General features: G+C 31.4%; 20 protein-coding genes and 1 rRNA gene. 9 read left to right on the top strand and 12 right to left on the bottom strand.

Features of this window, described 5'->3' with window-relative positions; all coding sequences use genetic code 11:
• From C4R78_RS07220 to C4R78_RS07210, 3 genes are read right to left on the bottom strand one after another with little or no spacing between them, the layout of a single operon-like run.
• Entirely contained in the window at positions 1–510 is a 510-nt protein-coding gene (locus C4R78_RS07220) for a DUF4446 family protein (protein ID WP_103896409.1), read from the bottom strand.
• 38 nt (positions 511–548) lie between these two features.
• A complete protein-coding gene (locus C4R78_RS07215) occupies positions 549–1379 on the bottom strand; it encodes a ParB/RepB/Spo0J family partition protein (RefSeq protein ID WP_103896408.1) in 831 nt (276 codons plus the stop codon).
• A 1-nt stretch (position 1380) separates the two neighbouring features.
• A complete protein-coding gene (locus C4R78_RS07210) occupies positions 1381–2169 on the bottom strand; it encodes a ParA family protein (RefSeq protein WP_103896407.1) in 789 nt (262 codons plus the stop codon).
• Between the two features lie 80 nt (positions 2170–2249).
• On the opposite strand from C4R78_RS07210, the gene C4R78_RS07205 reads away from it, so the two are divergent.
• On the top strand, positions 2250–2513 hold the full coding sequence (locus C4R78_RS07205) for a TMEM165/GDT1 family protein (protein WP_103896406.1): 264 nt from the start codon (positions 2250–2252) through the stop codon (positions 2511–2513).
• Positions 2514–2558: 45 nt separating this feature from the next.
• Here C4R78_RS07205 and noc read toward each other — a convergent pair whose 3' ends face one another.
• The 9 genes from noc to rpmH form a co-directional block, all read right to left on the bottom strand.
• Positions 2559–3353 (bottom strand): nucleoid occlusion protein, encoded by a 795-nt coding sequence (gene noc / locus C4R78_RS07200; protein ID WP_103896405.1) that lies wholly within the window; start codon positions 3351–3353, stop codon positions 2559–2561.
• 99 nt (positions 3354–3452) lie between these two features.
• Positions 3453–4169, bottom strand: coding sequence for a 16S rRNA (guanine(527)-N(7))-methyltransferase RsmG (gene rsmG, locus C4R78_RS07195; protein ID WP_103896404.1), 717 nt, complete (start codon positions 4167–4169; stop codon positions 3453–3455).
• Entirely contained in the window at positions 4162–6051 is a 1890-nt protein-coding gene (mnmG, locus tag C4R78_RS07190) for a tRNA uridine-5-carboxymethylaminomethyl(34) synthesis enzyme MnmG (protein ID WP_103896403.1), read from the bottom strand. The genes rsmG and mnmG overlap by 8 nt, the downstream gene beginning before the upstream one ends.
• An 11-nt stretch (positions 6052–6062) precedes the next feature.
• Positions 6063–7439 carry a tRNA uridine-5-carboxymethylaminomethyl(34) synthesis GTPase MnmE gene (gene mnmE / locus C4R78_RS07185; protein WP_103896402.1) on the bottom strand — a complete coding sequence of 459 codons (1377 nt, stop codon included), beginning with the start codon at positions 7437–7439 and terminating at the stop codon, positions 6063–6065.
• A 70-nt stretch (positions 7440–7509) separates the two neighbouring features.
• A complete protein-coding gene (gene jag / locus C4R78_RS07180) occupies positions 7510–8148 on the bottom strand; it encodes an RNA-binding cell elongation regulator Jag/EloR (protein WP_103896401.1) in 639 nt (212 codons plus the stop codon).
• A 12-nt stretch (positions 8149–8160) separates the two neighbouring features.
• Entirely contained in the window at positions 8161–8829 is a 669-nt protein-coding gene (yidC, locus tag C4R78_RS07175) for a membrane protein insertase YidC (RefSeq protein ID WP_103896400.1), read from the bottom strand.
• Between the two features lie 30 nt (positions 8830–8859).
• A complete protein-coding gene (gene yidD / locus C4R78_RS07170) occupies positions 8860–9069 on the bottom strand; it encodes a membrane protein insertion efficiency factor YidD (RefSeq protein ID WP_103896399.1) in 210 nt (69 codons plus the stop codon).
• The gene (rnpA, locus tag C4R78_RS07165; protein ID WP_103896398.1) at positions 9070–9414 is read right to left on the bottom strand and encodes a ribonuclease P protein component; all 345 of its coding nucleotides are present in this window, start codon (positions 9412–9414) and stop codon (positions 9070–9072) included.
• 53 nt (positions 9415–9467) lie between these two features.
• Complete coding sequence (rpmH, locus tag C4R78_RS07160) at positions 9468–9602, bottom strand: 50S ribosomal protein L34 (protein ID WP_103896397.1); 135 nt, start codon at positions 9600–9602, stop codon at positions 9468–9470.
• 495 nt (positions 9603–10097) lie between these two features.
• Here rpmH and dnaA point away from each other — a divergent pair, with 495 nt between their 5' ends.
• The 8 genes from dnaA to C4R78_RS07120 all read left to right on the top strand — a co-directional run.
• Positions 10098–11435, top strand: coding sequence for a chromosomal replication initiator protein DnaA (gene dnaA, locus C4R78_RS07155; protein ID WP_103896396.1), 1338 nt, complete (start codon positions 10098–10100; stop codon positions 11433–11435).
• A gap of 270 nt (positions 11436–11705) precedes the next feature.
• Complete coding sequence (gene dnaN, locus C4R78_RS07150; RefSeq protein ID WP_103896395.1) at positions 11706–12809, top strand: DNA polymerase III subunit beta; 1104 nt, start codon at positions 11706–11708, stop codon at positions 12807–12809.
• A gap of 44 nt (positions 12810–12853) precedes the next feature.
• The gene (locus tag C4R78_RS07145; RefSeq protein WP_103896394.1) at positions 12854–13063 is read left to right on the top strand and encodes an RNA-binding S4 domain-containing protein; all 210 of its coding nucleotides are present in this window, start codon (positions 12854–12856) and stop codon (positions 13061–13063) included.
• 9 nt (positions 13064–13072) lie between these two features.
• The gene (recF, locus tag C4R78_RS07140; RefSeq protein WP_103896393.1) at positions 13073–14170 is read left to right on the top strand and encodes a DNA replication/repair protein RecF; all 1098 of its coding nucleotides are present in this window, start codon (positions 13073–13075) and stop codon (positions 14168–14170) included.
• A 12-nt stretch (positions 14171–14182) separates the two neighbouring features.
• Positions 14183–14461, top strand: coding sequence for an extracellular matrix regulator RemB (gene remB, locus C4R78_RS07135; protein WP_103896392.1), 279 nt, complete (start codon positions 14183–14185; stop codon positions 14459–14461).
• Positions 14454–16349, top strand: a complete 1896-nt coding sequence (gene gyrB, locus C4R78_RS07130; RefSeq protein ID WP_103896391.1) for a DNA topoisomerase (ATP-hydrolyzing) subunit B — start codon at positions 14454–14456, stop codon at positions 16347–16349. The genes remB and gyrB overlap by 8 nt, the downstream gene beginning before the upstream one ends.
• Positions 16350–16363: 14 nt before the next feature.
• Complete coding sequence (gene gyrA / locus C4R78_RS07125) at positions 16364–18784, top strand: DNA gyrase subunit A (protein ID WP_103896390.1); 2421 nt, start codon at positions 16364–16366, stop codon at positions 18782–18784.
• 146 nt (positions 18785–18930) lie between these two features.
• A 16S ribosomal RNA gene (locus tag C4R78_RS07120) occupies positions 18931–19231 on the top strand; the annotation flags it as partial.

Here is a 19231-nt window from a genome sequence, read left to right as displayed (position 1 = left end):
TTAATGTAGCTTATTTTTATTCATAGCCTCTTTTAAAACAGCCTTTTCCTCCTCTGATAAATCATATTTTGAAATTCCGTTTATAATAGGCTTTGCAAAGGCCGTGCTTTCATTTCTTCCATAAATCCCTGTAATTATAACTCCATCGTTGTTGTCATCTAAAAGAGCTATTGAAAAGCTAAGATCTGAACCGACATCATCAAAGGCCCTGTATCTCATCACTGCAACCTTTTGAATACAATTTTTTAACCTATTATCCACTTCTTCATAAGCTTCAACCACTTTTTTAGTAAGTTCTAAAGCCTCATCAATTTTTGCATTATTCTCCATTATAAGTTCTTCTATATTTTTTCCTGTTGTTCCCCTCATCATCTTTTTATATCTTTTTTCTAATCTTGATATTTCAATCCTATTTAAAATATCCATAAATAAAAGTATTATAACTAATACCAACAAAATTATAAGAATAGGAATTTGAAAGTCCTGTAAAAAAGAATAAATTATGTCCATGCTCCACACTCCCTTTTAAATGTTTCACGTGAAACATTTTATATATTTAAAAGTTCTAAAATCCTTTGTAGGTCATCCTCAGAATAATATTCTATCTCTATCTTCCCTTTATTTTTTCCACTATTTATCTTAACTTTAGTTCCAAAAAACATTTGAAGTTTTTCTTCAACATCTTTGTAATAAACATTATTATTTTTTGTTTCCTTTTTCTGTTTTTTACTGTTTAACTCCCTTACTATTTTTTCCGTTTGTCTTACATTTAATCCTTCCTCTACTATTTTTTTTGCTAATTGATATTGAACCTCTTTGTCCTCTATGGATGCTATTATCTTTCCATGTCCCTCTGAAATATCCCCATTATTTATGTATTCAATAACCCTTTCATCTAAATTTAAAAGCCTTAAGGAATTTGCTATGGCTGATCTTGATTTTCCAACCCTTTCTGCTATTTCTTCCTGAGTTAAATTAAATTCCTCCATTAATTTTTTATAAGCCATGGCTTCTTCAATAGGAGTCAAGTCTTCCCTTTGTATATTTTCAATTAAGGATATCTCCATTATCTCTCTATCCGTTAAATCCTTTTCAACCACTGGAACTTTTTTTAAACCAGCTATCTTTGCAGCCCTCCAACGCCTTTCCCCAGCTATTATTTTATAAAAATCCCCTTCTTTTTTAACTATTATAGGCTGAATTATACCGTGGGCTTTTATAGACTCTGCTAAAGAATTTATTTTTTCATCATCAAATCTTTTCCTTGGTTGTTCTTCATTTGGGAAAAGCTTTGTTATATCAACTTCAAAAACTGCTCCATCTTTTTCAGCGTCAGGTATTAAAGCTCCTAATCCCTTTCCTAATACGCTTTTTTTCATACTACTCATCCCTTTCTAGTTCAATAAATTCCTGTGCAAGTTCTTTGTATGCTTTAGCTCCAGTTGAATTTTTATCATAAAGCATTATAGGAAGTCCATGGCTTGGTGCTTCTGCAAGCTTTATGTTTCTTGGAATTATTGTAGTATATACTTTCCCTTTAAAATATTTCTTTACCTCTTCCACCACTTCAATTGATAAATTTGTTCTTCCATCAAACATACTCATTACAACACCTTGAATATCAAGATCTTTATTTAAATTTTTTCTAACAAGATTTATAGTATTCATAAGTTGTCCTACACCTTCTAATGCATAGTATTCACACTGAATAGTAATTAAAACAGTATTTGAAGCCGTTAAAGCATTTATGGTCAAAAGTCCTAAAGATGGAGGACAATCAATAAATATATAGTCATAGTCATCTTTTATCCCCTTTAAAGCCCTTTTTAATATTTTTTCTCTGTCCTCATTAAAAGTAATCTCTATCTCTGCACCAGCAAGCTCAACCTTTGATGGCAAAACGTATAAATTATCAACAACAGTTTTTACTATTGAATTTTTTACTACCTCTAAATCCTCACCCTTTGCATTCTCAATTATAACATCATACATGGAATATTCAAGAGCATCTTTTTCTATTCCAAGCCCACTTGTGGCATTCCCTTGAGGATCTATATCTACTAAAAGTACCTTATAACCCATCATGGCTATATAAGAGGATAAGTTTATAGCGGTAGTTGTCTTCCCAACCCCTCCCTTTTGATTAAATATAGATATTATTTTCCCCATAGTAGCACCCCCAGAATAAAATAAAAAAAATTCACATATATATTTTACAGTACTTATATCAAATAGATAAGGGTGATTTTATGCTTAAAATAATTTTTTCAACATTTTTAGTTGTATTCTTAGCTGAATTAGGGGATAAAACTCAACTTGTAACAATGCTTCTTTCTTCAAAATCTACTTCAAAAATACCTGTATTTTTAGGGGCATCCCTTGCCCTTATATCTACAACGTTAATAGGTGTTCTTTGTGGCTCCTTTGTAGAAAAATACATACCTCAAAATGTTTTAAACCTAGTCTCTGGAATAGCCTTTATATTAATAGGTATCATAATAATTTTTAAATAAAAAGCACCTTATTTAGAAGCAAAACTTCTAAATAAGATGCCGTAGTTACTTTTTTATTCTTACAATAATTTCCATATAATCATCATATTCTTTATGCTTATATTCCGCTTCTATACCATTTCTTGACATTATATCCTTTATTGTGTTGGTTATTATTTTGGGATTTATAACCCACTTATATTTAGGTTTTTCCTTTTCTTCTTTTTGCTTTTTTTGTTTTTTTGTATTTTCACCATTTAACATCTTTTCAATAAGCTCTTCTGTTTCCTTTACATTTAAACCATTTTTTATTATCTCGTCAAGGGCCTTAAGCTGCATCTCTTCCGTAGGAAGTTTCAGTAAAGCCCTTGCATGCCTTTCAGTTAAGTTTTCTTTCAAAAGTATCTCCTTTACTGTATCTGACAGCTTTAAAATCCTAAGCTTGTTTGCTATGGTGGATTGTTTTTTTCCTATTTTATGAGCAAGCTCCTCTTGAGTAAAACCATGCTCTTTTATAAGCCTTAAATAACCTTCAGCTTCTTCAATAAAGTTTAAATCTTCCCTTTGAAGATTTTCTATAAGAGCTAAAACTGCAGAATCTCTATCAGAAGCCTCAACTACTACAGCAGGTATTTCAGTAAGCCCTGCAAGTTGAGAAGCCCTTAACCTTCTTTCACCTGCTATAAGTTCATAAAAGGAATCATTAATTTTTCTTACGCTTATAGGCTGTAAAACACCATACTCCCTTATTGATTCGCTAAGCTCTAGCAAAGCTTGATCATCAAATACTTTTCTTGGCTGATATGAATTTTGTTTTATAAGATTTATGGGTATAATTTTTATTTCATTTTCAACCCTCATTGCACCATCCCACCATGTAACAAGTTCTCTAAATATCTAATTCTATAATAATTTTCTGTTTCCTGCTATTTCCCTGCTAAATTCGTCACCGACATTTCGTCATTTTATAGGTTTTTTTTCTATTTGAGAAGGTTTTCTAGGATACTTTTTGTCAGTGGGTTTTATCTTTCCAACAATTATTAATTTGTGATTTACGTCATATTCTGGTATTGAAGTTTCTACAATATCTATAAGCCTTCCGCCTAATGTTCCTATTGCATTTTTTGAATCCTTTATTTCTTCTTCTATTGAAGGCCCCTTCATAGCTATAAAGTAACCTCCAACCTTAACAAAAGGAAGGCAATATTCACAAAGAATATTCATGGGTGCTACAGCCCTTGCCGTTGATATGTCATATTTTTCTCTGTATTCATCAAGCCTTGCAAAATCCTCTGCTCTTCCATGAACTGCCTCTATATTTTTAAGACCTAATTCATTTATAACTTGGTTTAAAAAATTTACCCTCTTTTTTAAAGAATCTAACAAAGTTACCTTTAAAGTAGGATTTATTATCTTTAAAGGAATTCCAGGAAATCCTGCACCTGTTCCTACATCTATTATTTTTAGATTATCATTTATTAAACCACTTTTTATTATAGATATTGAATCTAAAAAATGTTTTCTAACTATCTCATCATCCTCTGTTATAGCTGTAAGGTTTATTTTTTCATTCCATTCCTTTAAAAGAACCATATATTTTTCAAACATATTGATTTTATTTTCGTCAAGGAAAATCCCATAACTTTTAGCTCCCTTTAAAAGCAAATCCCTATTCATTTTCCTTCACCTTTTTCCTTCTTAACTGTTCTAAATATACTAAAAGCACAGAAATATCTGCAGGAGATACCCCAGAAATTCTTGACGCTTGACCTATATTTTCTGGGCGTATTTTTGATAGTTTTTGTCTTGCCTCTAATCTTAATCCCTGTATTTCCTCATAATTTATGTCTTGAGGAATCTTTTTTGACTCTAACTTTTTAAACTGCTCAACCTGTTCTATTTGTTTTTTAATATATCCTTCATACTTTATCTCTATTTCAACTTCCTCTGTAACATCCTTTGGAAGATCTGGCCTTTCAGTATCTAAGTCTTTTATATTTTCATAAGTTACCTCAGGTCTTTTTATAAGCTCATATAATGTTATACCGCTTCTTATTTCTGAACTTCCAATTGACCTTAAAATTTCATTATTCCTTTCAGAAGGAGATATTACAGTCTTTTTTAACCTCTCTATTTCCTTTTCTATGTTTTCTTTTCTTTTTAAATATCTTTGATATCTTTCTTCTGTAACAAGTCCTATATCATAACCCTTTTGTGTTAATCTAAGGTCTGCATTATCCTGTCTTAACAGCAACCTGTATTCTGCTCTGCTTGTCATCATTCTATAAGGTTCATTTGTTCCTTTTGTTACAAGATCATCAATTAAAACTCCTATATATGCTTCAGATCTATCAAGAATAAAAGGTTCCTTTCCCTTTACTTTATGAGCAGCGTTTATTCCCGCAATTATACCTTGTGCTGCAGCTTCTTCATAACCTGAAGAACCGTTTACTTGACCTGCAAAAAATAACCCTTCAATGGTTTTTAATTCTAAACTAAGCTTAAGCTGAGTAGGATCAATGCAGTCATATTCTATTGCATAAGCTGTTCTTAATATCTCACAATTTTCAAGGCCAGGTATAGACCTATAAACTTGTATTTGAACATCTTCAGGAAGAGAACTTGACATACCCTGAACATAAAGTTCATCAGTATCTTCTCCTTCAGGTTCTATAAATACTTGATGTTTTTCCTTATCTGGAAATTTCATAACCTTATCCTCTATAGAAGGACAATATCTAGGTCCAACCCCCTCTATAAGTCCTGAAAAAAGAGGAGATCTATGTATATTTTGCCTTATAATCTCATGGGTTTTTTCTGTGGTATAAGTTAAATAACAAGGAATTTGTTCTCTTGTTATATCATCAGACATAAAAGAAAATGGAACTACCTTTTCATCTCCAGGTTGGATTATCATCTTTGAAAAATCAACAGATCTTTTGTGTATTCTTGCTGGTGTTCCTGTTTTAAATCTTCTTAGAACTATTCCATGTTCTTCAAGACTTTTTGAAAGTTCATTTGCAGGAAAAAGCCCATTAGGACCTCCGCTGTAATTTACTTCTCCTATAAATATCCTTGCCCTTAAATAAGTTCCTGTAGTTATAACAAGGGCTTTACATTCAAAGTAAGCCCCATTTTTTGTTTTTACTCCTTTTATTCTTCCATTTTCAACGTCTATTGCAACAACTTCATCCTGCTTTAAGTATAAGTTTTCCTGTTCCTCTAAAGTTTTTTTCATTAAAGCTTGATACTTTTTCTTATCAGCCTGAGCTCTTAAAGAATGCACAGCAGGTCCTTTAGATGTGTTTAACATTCTAGATTGTATATATGTTTTATCTATATTTATACCCATCTGTCCACCAAGGGCATCTATTTCCCTTACAAGATGACCTTTTGCTGTTCCACCTATAGATGGATTACAAGGCATAAGAGCTATACTATCAAGGTTTAAAGTGATAACTAAAGTTTTACATCCTAATCTTGCTGCTGCAAGGGCAGCTTCACATCCAGCATGTCCTGCTCCTACAACTATTACATCATATTTTCCTGCATAGTACATAAAGTCACCTCCTACTTACCTATGCAAAAATCACAGAATATTCTATCTATTATATCTTCTGCTACTGTATTTCCTGTTATCTCCCCAAGTTTTAAATAGGCCTCTTTTAACTCAATAGATGCAAGATCTAAAGGTAGATTGCTTTTTATAGTTTGTATTCCCTTTAATATGCTTTCATTTGCTTTAATTAAAGCATCTTTATGTCTTACGTTAGTAACCAATATATCATTCTTTGAAGATACTTTTCCTTTAAAAACTAAATCAGCTATTGCTTTTTTTATTTCTTCTACCCCATGCTCATCCTTTACAGATGCTTTTACTACATTTTTAAATCTTTTATTTATATAATCCATATCTATCTTAATTGGAAGGTCTATTTTATTTACTACAGCTATAACATTTTTCCCTTCTATTAAATCCATTATATCCTCATCTTCTTTTTCTAAAGGCCTTGAACCATCCATCATAAATATTATAAGGTCAGCATTTTGAATATACTCCTTAGACTTTTCAACTCCTATGTTTTCTACAATATCCTCTGTTTCTCTAATTCCAGCAGTATCTACAAGAATAACAGGTATACCATCTATGTTTATATATTCTTCAATTACATCCCTTGTAGTTCCAGGTATATCTGTAACTATAGCTCTTTTTTCCTGCAAAAATGCATTTAGAAGGGATGATTTTCCAACGTTAGGTTTTCCAACTATAGTGGTTTTTAATCCATCCCTGAATATTTTTCCGCTCTCTGCATTTTTTATTAAATAATCTATTTCGTTATAAACATAATTTAGATCATCTAAAAGCTTATTTACAACAAGCTCATCTACCTCGTCTTCTGGAAAATCTACCGTAGCCTCTATATGGGCTAAACTGCCTAATAGTTTATCCATAAGGTGTTTTATCTTTTCTGAAAGTTTTCCTTTCAATTGATTTACAGCAAGATTTAAACTATCATCGGTCTTTGCCCTTATAAGATCTATAACTGCCTCTGCTTGAGACAAATCTATTCTTCCATTTAAAAAGGCCCTTTTTGTAAACTCTCCAGGTTCTGCAAGTCTTGCTCCATTTTTTAAAACTAAAGATAAAACCTTTCTTACAGCCAAAACTCCCCCATGGCAGTTTATCTCAACTATATCTTCTCTTGTGTATGTATAAGGGGCCTTCATATAACTTAAAATAACCTCATCTACAATCTCATCTGTATCAGGATCTATAACATAACCATACAACATGGTATAACTTTTCATATTTTTTACGTCTTTTCCTTTAGCGCTTTTAAATATTTTTGAGGCTATTTCTAAACTTTTATCTCCAGATAATCTTACTATTCCTATTCCACCTTCTCCAATAGCCGTTGATATTGCTGCTATGGTATCATTTAACATATTATCACCTTCTTTTTAGTTTAATAAATATTATACCAAAAAAATAATTTTTCAATCAAAAAAAGAGGCTTTAAGCCTCTTTATTTTTCAAATCAATAACAACTCTTCTAAAAGGTTCTTCCCCTATGCTATAGGTAATAACATCAGGGTGGTTTTGTAAGGCTGAATGTATAATCCTTCTCTCATAAGGATTCATAGGCTCTAAAGTTATGCTCTTATTATATCTTTTAACTTTATAAGCCAACCTATTAGCAAGCTTAATTAAAGCTTCCTCTCTTTTCTTTCTGTAGTTTTGAGTATCTAATAAAACCTTTTTAAACTCATTTACTTCATTATCTTTATTTATAACAAGGCTTAAAAGATACTGAAGAGCATCTAAAGTCTCTCCTTTATGACCTATAAGAACTGACATTTTTGGACCTACAAGATTTATTTTTAATATATCATCTTCATCCTTTATTTGTATCTCACATTTTAACCCCATCTTATCCAATACATCCCTTAAAAAAGTTTTTGCTATAGCTTCGTAATCCTTCTTTATAATTAACTTCACTTTAGCTGGCCTTGCTCCTATAAGTCCAAAAACCCCTTTACTTCCTTTATCTATTATTTCAACCTCAACCTTATCTTTAGAAACACCTAACATCTTTAATCCATTTTCAATTGCGTTTTCAACCGTCTTCCCTGTAGCCTCAACCCATTTTCTCATATATTCACCACCTTATTGTAGCTTAGCCTCTTCCTTATGCTTGATCTTATTTATAATAAAGTATTGCTGCAATATTTGTATTATGTTGCTTATTATCCAGTATAAAACAACCCCTGCTTGGAATTTAAAGAACATAACAACAAACAAAATTGACATATAGAGATTCATCTTTTGTTGCTGTTTAGCAGTTGGGTCATCCCCCTTTGGAGCAACCATTAGACCATTTAAATATGTTGTTAAACCTGAAATTATAGGGAGAATATAATACTTATCATATGAAGCCAACCTATCTACCCATAAAAATCCTACATCTTTAAAACCTTGAATATTGGCAACCACATAATACATCGCTATTATAATAGGCCATTGTATTAAAAGAAGTAAACATCCAGATAAGGGGTTTGTCCCACTTTCCTTATAAAGCTTAACCTGCTCCTGTTGCATTCTTTGAGGATCATTTTTATACTTTTCCTGTATTTCTCTAAGCTTTGGCTGAAGCTTTTGCATCATTATATTAGACTTTGTTTGGCTTATAGTCAAAGGAAGAAGTATAGTCTTAATTATTGCAGTAAAAATAACAAGATCTAAAAAATAAGCAAGACTTAAATTTGAAACGTATGTAGTTACAAAACTATGTATTCCATTAAAAAATGCCGTTAAAATTCCAACTAAGAATTTCAAATTTTAACCTCCTTTTTGAAAATTTAGAATTTAAGGAACGGGGTCATACCCGCCAGGATGAAAAGGGTGACATTTTAATATTCTTTTTATAGACAAAATAGCCCCCTTAAGGGCTCCATACTTTTGAATGGCTTCAAGGGAATATTGAGAACAAGTTGGATAAAATCTACAGCTTGGAGGTTTTAAAGGAGATATATATTTTCTATAAAATTTTATCAAAAAAATTAAAATTTTCTTCATTTAAATCCCTTCTTTTAAAATTCCAGCTTTTTTAAGAACATTAAATATAGACTTTTCAATTTCATGGAAGTTTGATTTTGCACTTTTAGATCTTGCAACAAATATAATATCATAACCTACTTTAAACTTATCCTTATTAACTCTAAAAGCCTCCCTTATAAGTCTTTTTACCCTATTTCTAACTACGCTCTTTCCTATTTTTTTGCTTACAGAAATTCCTAATCTATTTATATTGCTCTTGTTTTTAAATATATACACTACAAGAATATCATCGCTATATGATTTTCCCCTACTATAAATAAGCCTAAAATGCTTGTTTTTTCGAATTCTTTCTTCCTTTTTCATCTTATTTCCCCATTTCGGCCTAAAATTGCACAAAAAGGCCACTTAACGCGGCCTTATGCAGTCAATCTCTTTCTTCCTTTCATTCTTCTTCTTTTTAGAACTTTTCTACCATTTCTTGTGCTCATTCTCTTTCTAAAACCATGCTCTTTCTTTCTGTGTCTCTTCTTTGGTTGGTATGTTCTTAACATCCTTTGCACCCCCTTTTTGCTATTATCTATGGTTAATGGGCATATTACTACATTATACTTTACTATTAAGATTATATATATAAGCTATAAAACTGTCAAGAAATTTACAGTTGTTAATAACTTTAAAAAAGGGCTGTGTTTTTTGTGGATAACTATTGTAATAGTATATGATATTTGATAATATATTTATGCATATCCACAAGAGAGTGTTAATAATTTAGTATTTACCAAAGGTCAAAAAATTATTCACAATCTGTGGATAAAATTGTGTATAATTTTACGCTATTTTTTTCTATTTATTTAATTTTACATCGTTTTTGTTATGTTGATATTGTTAATTTAAGTTTGTGGATATTGTTAAAACCTATCTTAAGGTTAAAAAATATTAACATAATCAACAATTTTGTGAATAACTCTTAAAAAACTTGTCAACATTTTTATATGGACACGTTATCTGTGGATAAGTATGTTAAAATATATTAGGGAGGAAATTTTATGGACAATCTCTTTGAAATTTGGGAAAAAACCTTAGAAATTGTTAAAGCAGAATTATCTCCTCTCGGCTTTAACACTTGGATAAAATGTATTGAACCTGTAAAAATAACAAATAACATAATATATCTTTTAGCACCAAATGAATTTACAAAAGGAGTTTTAGATGTAAGATATAAAGATCTCATTGCTAATGCGGTTAAATTAGTTACATCTAAAAAATATGAAATTAGATTTATACTTTCTACAGAAGAAATCAACATAAATGAATCTAATACAGTTAATCAAAAGAAAGAAAAAACAGAAGATATACAAACTTCTATGTTAAACCCAAAATATACCTTTGAAACCTTCGTCGTTGGAAATAGTAATAGATTTGCCCATGCAGCTTCCTTAGCTGTTGCAGAAGCTCCTGCAAAAGCATATAATCCCCTCTTTATCTATGGGGGGGTGGGCCTTGGAAAAACCCATCTTATGCATGCTATAGGCCACTATATATTAAGCAATAATCCTTCTGCAAAAGTAGTTTACGTATCATCTGAAAAATTTACAAATGAATTAATTAACGCTATTAAAGATGATAAAAATGAAGAATTTAGAAACAAGTATAGAAATGTAGACGTTCTTTTAATAGACGATATTCAATTTATTGCTGGAAAAGAAAGAACTCAAGAAGAATTCTTCCATACATTTAATTCACTATATGAAGCCAACAAACAAATAATAATCTCAAGTGATAGGCCTCCAAAGGAAATACCAACTTTAGAAGATAGACTGCGTTCAAGATTTGAATGGGGGCTTATAGCAGATATTCAGCCTCCGGACTTTGAAACAAGAATAGCTATATTAAAAAAGAAAGCCGATATGGAAAACTTAAATATACCAAATGAAGTTATGGTATATATAGCAAACAAAATACAGTCAAACATAAGAGAATTAGAAGGAGCTCTTATAAGGATAGTTGCATATTCTTCCTTAACAAACAAAGAAATAAGCGTAGATCTTGCTGCAGAAGCCTTAAAGGATTTTATATCCAACAAAAACACAAAACAAATAACAATAGAACTTATAATGGATGTAGTAGCAAGTTATTATAACTTAAGACCAGATGATTTAAAATCTCAAAAGAGGACTAAAAACGTTGCATTCCCAAGGCAAATTGCTATGTTCCTTGCAAGAAAGTTAACTGACCTTTCACTCCCTAAAATAGGTGAAGAATTTGGAGGAAGAGACCATACAACAGTCATCCATGCATATGAAAAGATAAGCCAAGGATATGAAAAAGATCAAAACTTAAAAGACACTATAGATGAACTTATAAGAAAAATAAATCAAAAATAATCAACACCTGTTTATAATTTACCTTTAATAACCTGTGAATAACTTTTATTTAGTTTCTTTTTGCTTAATTGTGTGGATAATCAATGCATGTTTTTCATGCATTATCCACAATTTTTTTATTAAATAAATCCTTGAATTTCAATAGGTTAATAAACTTATCCACAAAATCACAACACTTATTACTATTACTACTAAAGTTTTTATAAGAAATATACTCTTTTCTAAAAAAGTTTTAAATTATCCACTGTGGATAAAAAGGGAGGTTAAAAAATGTTTTTCACATGCGAAAAAAATATTCTTCAAGAGGCTATAAATATAGTTCAAAAAGCTACATCTTCGAAAACTACCTATCCTATCCTTGAGGGTATTTTAATAAGAGCTGTAGACAATAAAGTTTATTTAACTGCAACAGACCTAGATATCGGAATCGAGACTTTTATAGATGCAAATGTAATAAGAACAGGCTCTATTGTTTTAAACTCAAAACTTTTTGGGGAATTTATAAGAATGCTTCCTAATGATACAGTTTCCATAGAACTTTTAGAAAACAACTTTGTTAAAATAACTTGCCAAAAATCTGAATTTACTATACTTGGTAACAACCCTGACGAATTTCCAAAACTTCCTGCTATAAATGAAAATTCCCTATATGAAATACCTCAAGACATACTAAGACTTATGATAAAACAAACAATATTTGCCATAGCTCAAGATGAAACAAGACCCATATTAACTGGAGTTTTATTTGAAGTTAAAGACAATATGTTAAGTTTTGTAGCACTAGATGGATATAGATTATCTTTAAAGAGAATAGAAATAGAAAACTCAAACAACATAAGTGCAGTTATTCCTGGAAAAACGTTAAATGAAATATCTAAGATAATAGAACCTTCTGAGGAAAAAGTAAAAATAACTTTCACACCTAATCATATTTTGTTTAACCTAGGTAATACCAAGGTTATCTCAAGATTGTTAGATGGAGAATTTGTGAATTATAGACAAATAATACCTCAAGAACATAAATTAAAGGTAAAAGCTAATAAGGAGTTGCTTTTAGATAGTATAGAAAGAGCATCTTTACTTGCTAGGGAAGGAAAAACTAATTTGATAAAATTCAATATAGGAGATAATAGAATAGTAATTACTTCAGATTCTCAATACGGAAAAGTACAAGAAGAAGTTCCTGTGGAATTGGAAGGAAATAATCTAAAAATAGCTTTTAATTCAAAATATTTCTTAGATGTTTTAAGAATAATAGATAGTGAAGAAATATATCTTGAGTTTACAACTAATATAAGCCCCTGTGTTATCAAAAAAGTAGACTCCGATGATTATATTTATCTTGTTCTTCCTGTAAGATTAATAGAAAACTAAAAGCCACCTTTAAGGTGGTTTTTAAATAGATAAGGAGGATTTTTATGCAGAAGATAGAAATATATACCGAATATATAAAACTTGACCAATTTTTAAAATGGGTAGGAATTGCTGAAACAGGAGCAATGGCTAAGGTTATAATTAAAAGTGGGGATGTTTATGTAAACGGGGTTCAAACCCTTGAAAGAGGCAAAAAAATAAGAAAAGGAGATATTATAGAAGTTAAAAATATAGGAACATTTGAAGTGGTTTAGGTGAAGTTTATGTTTATAAAAAGACTTGAGTTAATTAATTTTAGAAATTATTCAAATCTAAATATAGAATTTATAAATGGATTTAATATACTATATGGGCAAAACGCTCAAGGAAAAACAAACATATTAGAAGCTATAAATTATCTAAGCTTACTAAAATCTCACAGATCGGTAAAGGATAAGGAATTGATAAAGTGGGGAAAAGGTAAAGCTTATATAAAAGGTGTTTTTCAAAAAAATTTAGGCGATTTTTCTGTGGAAGTTTTGATATCTGAAGAATCTAGAAAAGAAGCTAAGTTAAATGGAATAAAACAAAACAAAGCTTCTGAAGTTATAGGAAATGCAAATGTTGTAATATTTTCTCCAGATGATTTAAGACTTGTTAAGGAAGGTCCAGAGGTTAGAAGAAAATTTATAGATAATGAGCTTAATCAGATAAAGCCAAAATATCAGTATTATTTATCTTTATATAATAAGGCTTTGTTTCAAAGAAACAATCTTCTTAAAAGTAATTTTGATAAATCTTTGATTGATGTGTATGACCAGCAACTTGCAGAATACGGTAGTTACATTGTTTTTCATAGAATTGAATTTATAAAAAAGCTTAGCATAATCTGCAGGCTTTTTCATAGAAAAATTACAGATGGAAAAGAAGAGCTTGTAATAAGATATAAGGGAGATGTTTACGAAGAAGATATAAACAAAATAAAAGAAAAGCTATATTTATCTTATAAAAATAGCATTGAAGAAGATTTGAAAAAAGGTTATACTTCAAAGGGACCTCAAAGGGATGACCTTCAAATATTTTTAAATGGAGTTGATGCTAAAACTTTTGCATCCCAAGGCCAGCAAAGAACTGCAGCAATATCATTAAAATTGTCTGAAATAGAAATAATAAAAGGGGAAAGGGGAGAGTACCCTATTCTTTTGCTTGACGATGTTATGTCAGAACTTGATATTTTAAGGCAAAAACATCTTCTTGATTCCCTTAAGGGTCTTCAAATTATATTAACTATAACCGGTATTGATGATTTAGGAAGGTTAGATTTTAAAAACAAAAAAATATTTGAAGTAGTAGATGGAAGAGTTCAAATTAAAGAGCTTTAAGGAGGAATTTTTATGTTTCTTCATCTTGGAGAAAATGTTGTTATTCCGCTTAAGGAAGTTATAGCTATATTTGATATAACTTCAACATCAAGCATAGATACTAAAAATTTTTTAAAAATAGCTGAAGAAGAAGGGTTTGTAAGAAGAATTACAAATGATGAACCAAAATCCTTTATATTAACAGAAAGGGATAAAAAAAGTATAATCTATTTATCTCCTATATCTTCTCTTACTTTAGCTAAAAGAAGCTTTTTTATTGACGAATTTTTAAAGGGGGATTTAAATGAGTAAGAAATATGGTGCCAGTGAAATTCAAGTTTTAGAAGGATTAGAAGCAGTTAGAAAAAGACCAGGGATGTACATAGGAAGTACAGGTCCAAGGGGTCTTCACCATCTTGTTTATGAAATAGTTGATAATGCTATAGATGAAGCCCTTGCTGGTTTTTGTAAAAATATAGATGTAATTATTCATAAGGATAATTCAGTAACTGTAATAGATGATGGAAGAGGAATTCCTGTAGATATTCATCCTAAACTTGGAAAAAGCGCAGTTGAAGTTGTATTTACTGTTTTACATGCAGGCTCAAAGTTTGGTGGAGGAGGATATAAAGTATCCGGAGGATTACATGGAGTTGGTGCTTCTGTTGTAAATGCCCTTTCAAAGTGGCTTATTGTTGAGGTAAAAAGAGATGGAAAAATATTTAGACAAAAATATGAAAGAGGAAAACCAATTACTGATTTGGAAGTTATAGGAGAAGCTAGCGATACAGGAACAAAGGTTACTTTTCTTGCTGATGATGAAATATTTGAAACAACAGAGTATGAATATGATGTATTATCTCAAAGACTTAGAGAGCTTGCATTTTTAAATAGAGGAATAACAATAAATTTTTATGATGAAAGAATTGATAAAAAAGAAACGTACCATTATGAAGGTGGAATTAAAGAATTTGTTAAATATTTAAACAGAAACAAAGAAGTGCTGCATGAAGAACCTATATATTTTGAAGCAGTTAAAGATGATATAATAGTTGAAATTGCTTTTCAGTATAACGATGGGTATGCTGAAAGTATATTTTCATTTGCAAATAATATATCAACAACAGAAGGCGGAACCCATGTTAGTGGCTTTAAATCAGCCCTTACTAAAGTTATAAACGACTATGCTAGAAAATATGGATTTTTAAAGGAAAACGAGAAAAATCTCCAAGGTGAGGATACTAGGGAAGGAATTACAGCTGTTATTTCTGTAAAAATTACAAATCCAGAGTTTGAAGGCCAGACAAAGACAAAATTGGGAAATACAGAAGTAAGAAGCATAGTAGACTCCATTGTTACAGATAAAGTTTCAGCTTTTTTAGAGGAAAATCCAAGTGTAGCTAAAGTAATAATTGAAAAATGTATACTAGCATCAAGGGCAAGGGAAGCTGCAAGAAAGGCAAGGGAACTTACTAGAAGAAAAAACGTATTAGAAAACACATCTTTACCTGGAAAGCTTGCAGACTGTTCAGAAAAGGATCCTAAACTTTGCGAAATATTCCTTGTAGAGGGAGATTCAGCAGGAGGTTCTGCAAAAGGAGGAAGAGATAGAAGATTTCAAGCTATTCTTCCTTTAAGAGGAAAAATAATGAATGTTGAAAAACAAAGGCTTGATAAGATATTAGCTTATCAAGAAATAAGAAATATGATAACAGCCTTTGGGGCAGGGATTGGAGATGATTTTGATATAGAAAAGATAAGATATGACAAAATAATAATAATGACCGACGCCGATGTTGACGGAGCCCATATAAGAACTCTACTTTTAACTTTCTTCTATAGATATATGAGACCTCTTATAGAAGAAGGACATGTTTATATAGCACAACCTCCTCTTTACAAGATTACAAAAGGAAAAAATGTATATTATGCTTATAGCGATAGGGAACTTGAAGCAAAGCTAAATGAAATAGGAAGGGATAACGTTGAAATACAAAGATATAAAGGTCTTGGAGAGATGAATGCAGAGCAGCTTTGGGAAACTACAATGAATCCAGAAACAAGAACTTTACTTAAAGTTACTATTGAAGATGCAGTAGAAGCTGATGAAATATTTACTATACTGATGGGAGATAAGGTTGAACCAAGGAGAGAGTTTATTCAAAGAAATGCTAAAAAAGTTCAAAATCTTGATATTTAAAAGGAGTTGACGGTATGGAGGAGATTAAAGTTGTTGATATAAGCGATGAGATGAAAAAATGTTATATAGATTATGCGATGAGCGTTATAGTAGGTAGAGCTTTGCCTGATGTTAGGGATGGGTTAAAACCTGTTCATAGAAGAATTCTTTATTCCATGCATGAACTTGGGCTTTTTCCTGAAAAGCAATATAGAAAGTGTGCAAGAATTGTTGGAGATGTTTTAGGTAAATACCATCCTCATGGAGATAGTGCTGTTTATGATGCGATGGTTAGACTTGCTCAAGATTTTTCAACTAGATATCCCCTAATAGATGGCCATGGAAATTTTGGATCAATAGATGGCGATGGAGCAGCTGCGATGCGTTATACGGAAGCTAAGCTTTCTAAAATTTCCATGGAAATGTTAAGAGATATAAATAAAAATACTGTGGATTTTGCAGATAACTTTGATGGAACAGAAAAAGAGCCCACGGTTTTACCATCTCGATTTCCAAACCTTTTAGTAAATGGTTCTTCGGGTATAGCTGTAGGTATGGCAACTAATATACCTCCCCATAACTTAGGGGAAGTTATAGATGGACTTATAATGCTTATAGATAATCCTGAAGTTACCATAAAAGAATTGATGACAAAGATAAAAGGGCCTGATTTCCCAACTGCAGGAATAATAGTAGGAAAAGAAGGAATAAAAGAAGCCTATGAAACTGGAAAAGGAAAAATAGTTGTAAGGGCTAAAGCTACAATTGAGGAAGAAAAAGGAAAACACAGAATAGTAGTAACTGAAATACCTTATCAGGTTAACAAAGCAAAGCTTATAGAGGATATTGCAGAACTTGTTAAGGAAAAAAAGATTGAAGGTATATCAGATTTAAGAGATGAGTCAGACAGACAAGGAATGAGAATAGTAATAGAGCTTAAAAGAGATGTAAATCCTAACATAGTTTTAAATCTTTTATATAAACATACAAAACTTCAAGATTCTTTTAGTGTTATAATGCTTGCTTTAGTAAATGGCGAACCTAAAGTTTTAAATTTAAAAGAAATTTTAGTTCATTATTTAGATTTTCAAAAGGAAGTTATAAGAAGAAGAACCAAGTTTGATCTTGATAAAGCTGAAGCAAGAGCACACATATTAGAGGGCCTTAGAATTGCCCTTGATCATATTGATGAGGTTATAAACCTTATAAGAAGCTCAAAAACTGTGGAAGAGGCAAGAGGCGGTTTAATGTCAAAGTTTGGGCTTTCAGAAAAACAAGCTCAAGCTATACTTGATATGAGGCTTCAAAGGCTTACAGGGCTTGAAAGGGAAAAGATAGATGAGGAATATAGGGAGCTTTTAAAAACTATAAACTATTTAAGAGAGGTTCTTGAAAATGAAAAGTTGGTTCTTCAAATAATAAAGGACGAGCTTTTAGAAATAAAAGAAAAGTATTCAGATGAAAGAAGGACAAAAATAACTACAAGTTCAGAGGAAATAAATATTGAGGACCTTATAGAAGAAGAGGAAGTAGCAATAACTATAACTCATGCAGGATATGTAAAGAGGATGCCTATAGATACTTATAGAAGTCAAAAAAGAGGTGGAAAAGGCGTCCAAGGAATGTCTATGAGGGAAGATGATTTTGTTGAGCATATATTCATAACTTCCACCCATAGTTATATTATGTTCTTTACTAACTTAGGAAGAGCATATATGCTTAAAGCATATGAAATACCTGAAGCGTCAAGGACAGCTAGGGGAACCAATATAGTTAATATTTTACCTATAAATCCAAGGGAAAAGATACAGGCCGTCCTTGAAATAAAAGAGTTTGATGAGAACAAATACTTGTTCTTTGCAACAAAACTTGGAGTTGTTAAAAAGACTTTACTAAGTGAATTTGCAAATATAAGAAAGAATGGTTTAAATGCTATAAATTTAAAACTTGGAGATGAACTTATAGGTGTTAAACTAACAGATGGAAATCAGAAAATCATGATAGTTACTCAAAATGGATATTGTATAACCTTTGAAGAAGATGATGTAAGACCTATGGGAAGAACTGCAGTAGGTGTTAAGGGAATAACTTTAAGAGAAGGAGATATAGCTGTTGGAATGGAAATATATGATGAAAATTCAGATCTTTTAGTTGTAAGTGAAAACGGATATGGAAAAAGAACCTCATGTAAGGAATATACAGTTCATTCCCGTGGAGGAAAAGGAATAAAAACATATAAAGTTACAGAAAAAACAGGAAAAATAATTGGAATAAAAACAGTTAAAGAAAGCGATGAAATTATGCTTATAAATAACAATGGAATAGTTATAAGGCTTGAGGTTGCAGCAATTAAACAAACAGGAAGAGATGCAATAGGAGTTACTTTAATGAAGACACAAGAGGATGAAAGAATTGTTTCAATAGGTAAAATAAACAGCAATGATATTGAAGAATAATCTGCCCATTATTGGGCAGATTTTTATAATTTTTTTAAAAAAATAGTTGACAAATGTAAAAATAGGTGATAATATTAAGTATGTAATTGACCTTTGAAAACTGAACAGTGGCGAAGCGACCAGCATATAAATAGGAGTTAGGATTTAAACATAAGAGTTTGATCCTGGCTCAGGACGAACGCTGGCGGCGTGCCTAACACATGCAAGTCGAGCGGAGAGGCGAGGGGGTTTACTCTGAGCCTCTTAGCGGCGGACGGGTGAGTAACACGTGGGTAACCTACCCCAAGGAGGGGGATAACAGGTCGAAAGGCCTGCTAATACCGCATAAAGCTACTGGGGCGCATGCTTTGGTAGCCAAAGGAGCGATAGCTCCGCCTTGGGATGGGCCCGCGGCCCATTAGCTAGTTGGTGAGGTAACGGCTCACCAAGGCGACGATGGGTAGCCGG

This window comes from Caloramator fervidus, assembly GCF_900108045.1.
GTDB classification, from domain to species: domain Bacteria; phylum Bacillota; class Clostridia; order Clostridiales; family Caloramatoraceae; genus Caloramator; species Caloramator fervidus.
The sequence above is the reverse complement of the archived record's forward strand: the minus strand, read 5'-3'. Positions and strand labels throughout refer to the sequence as shown.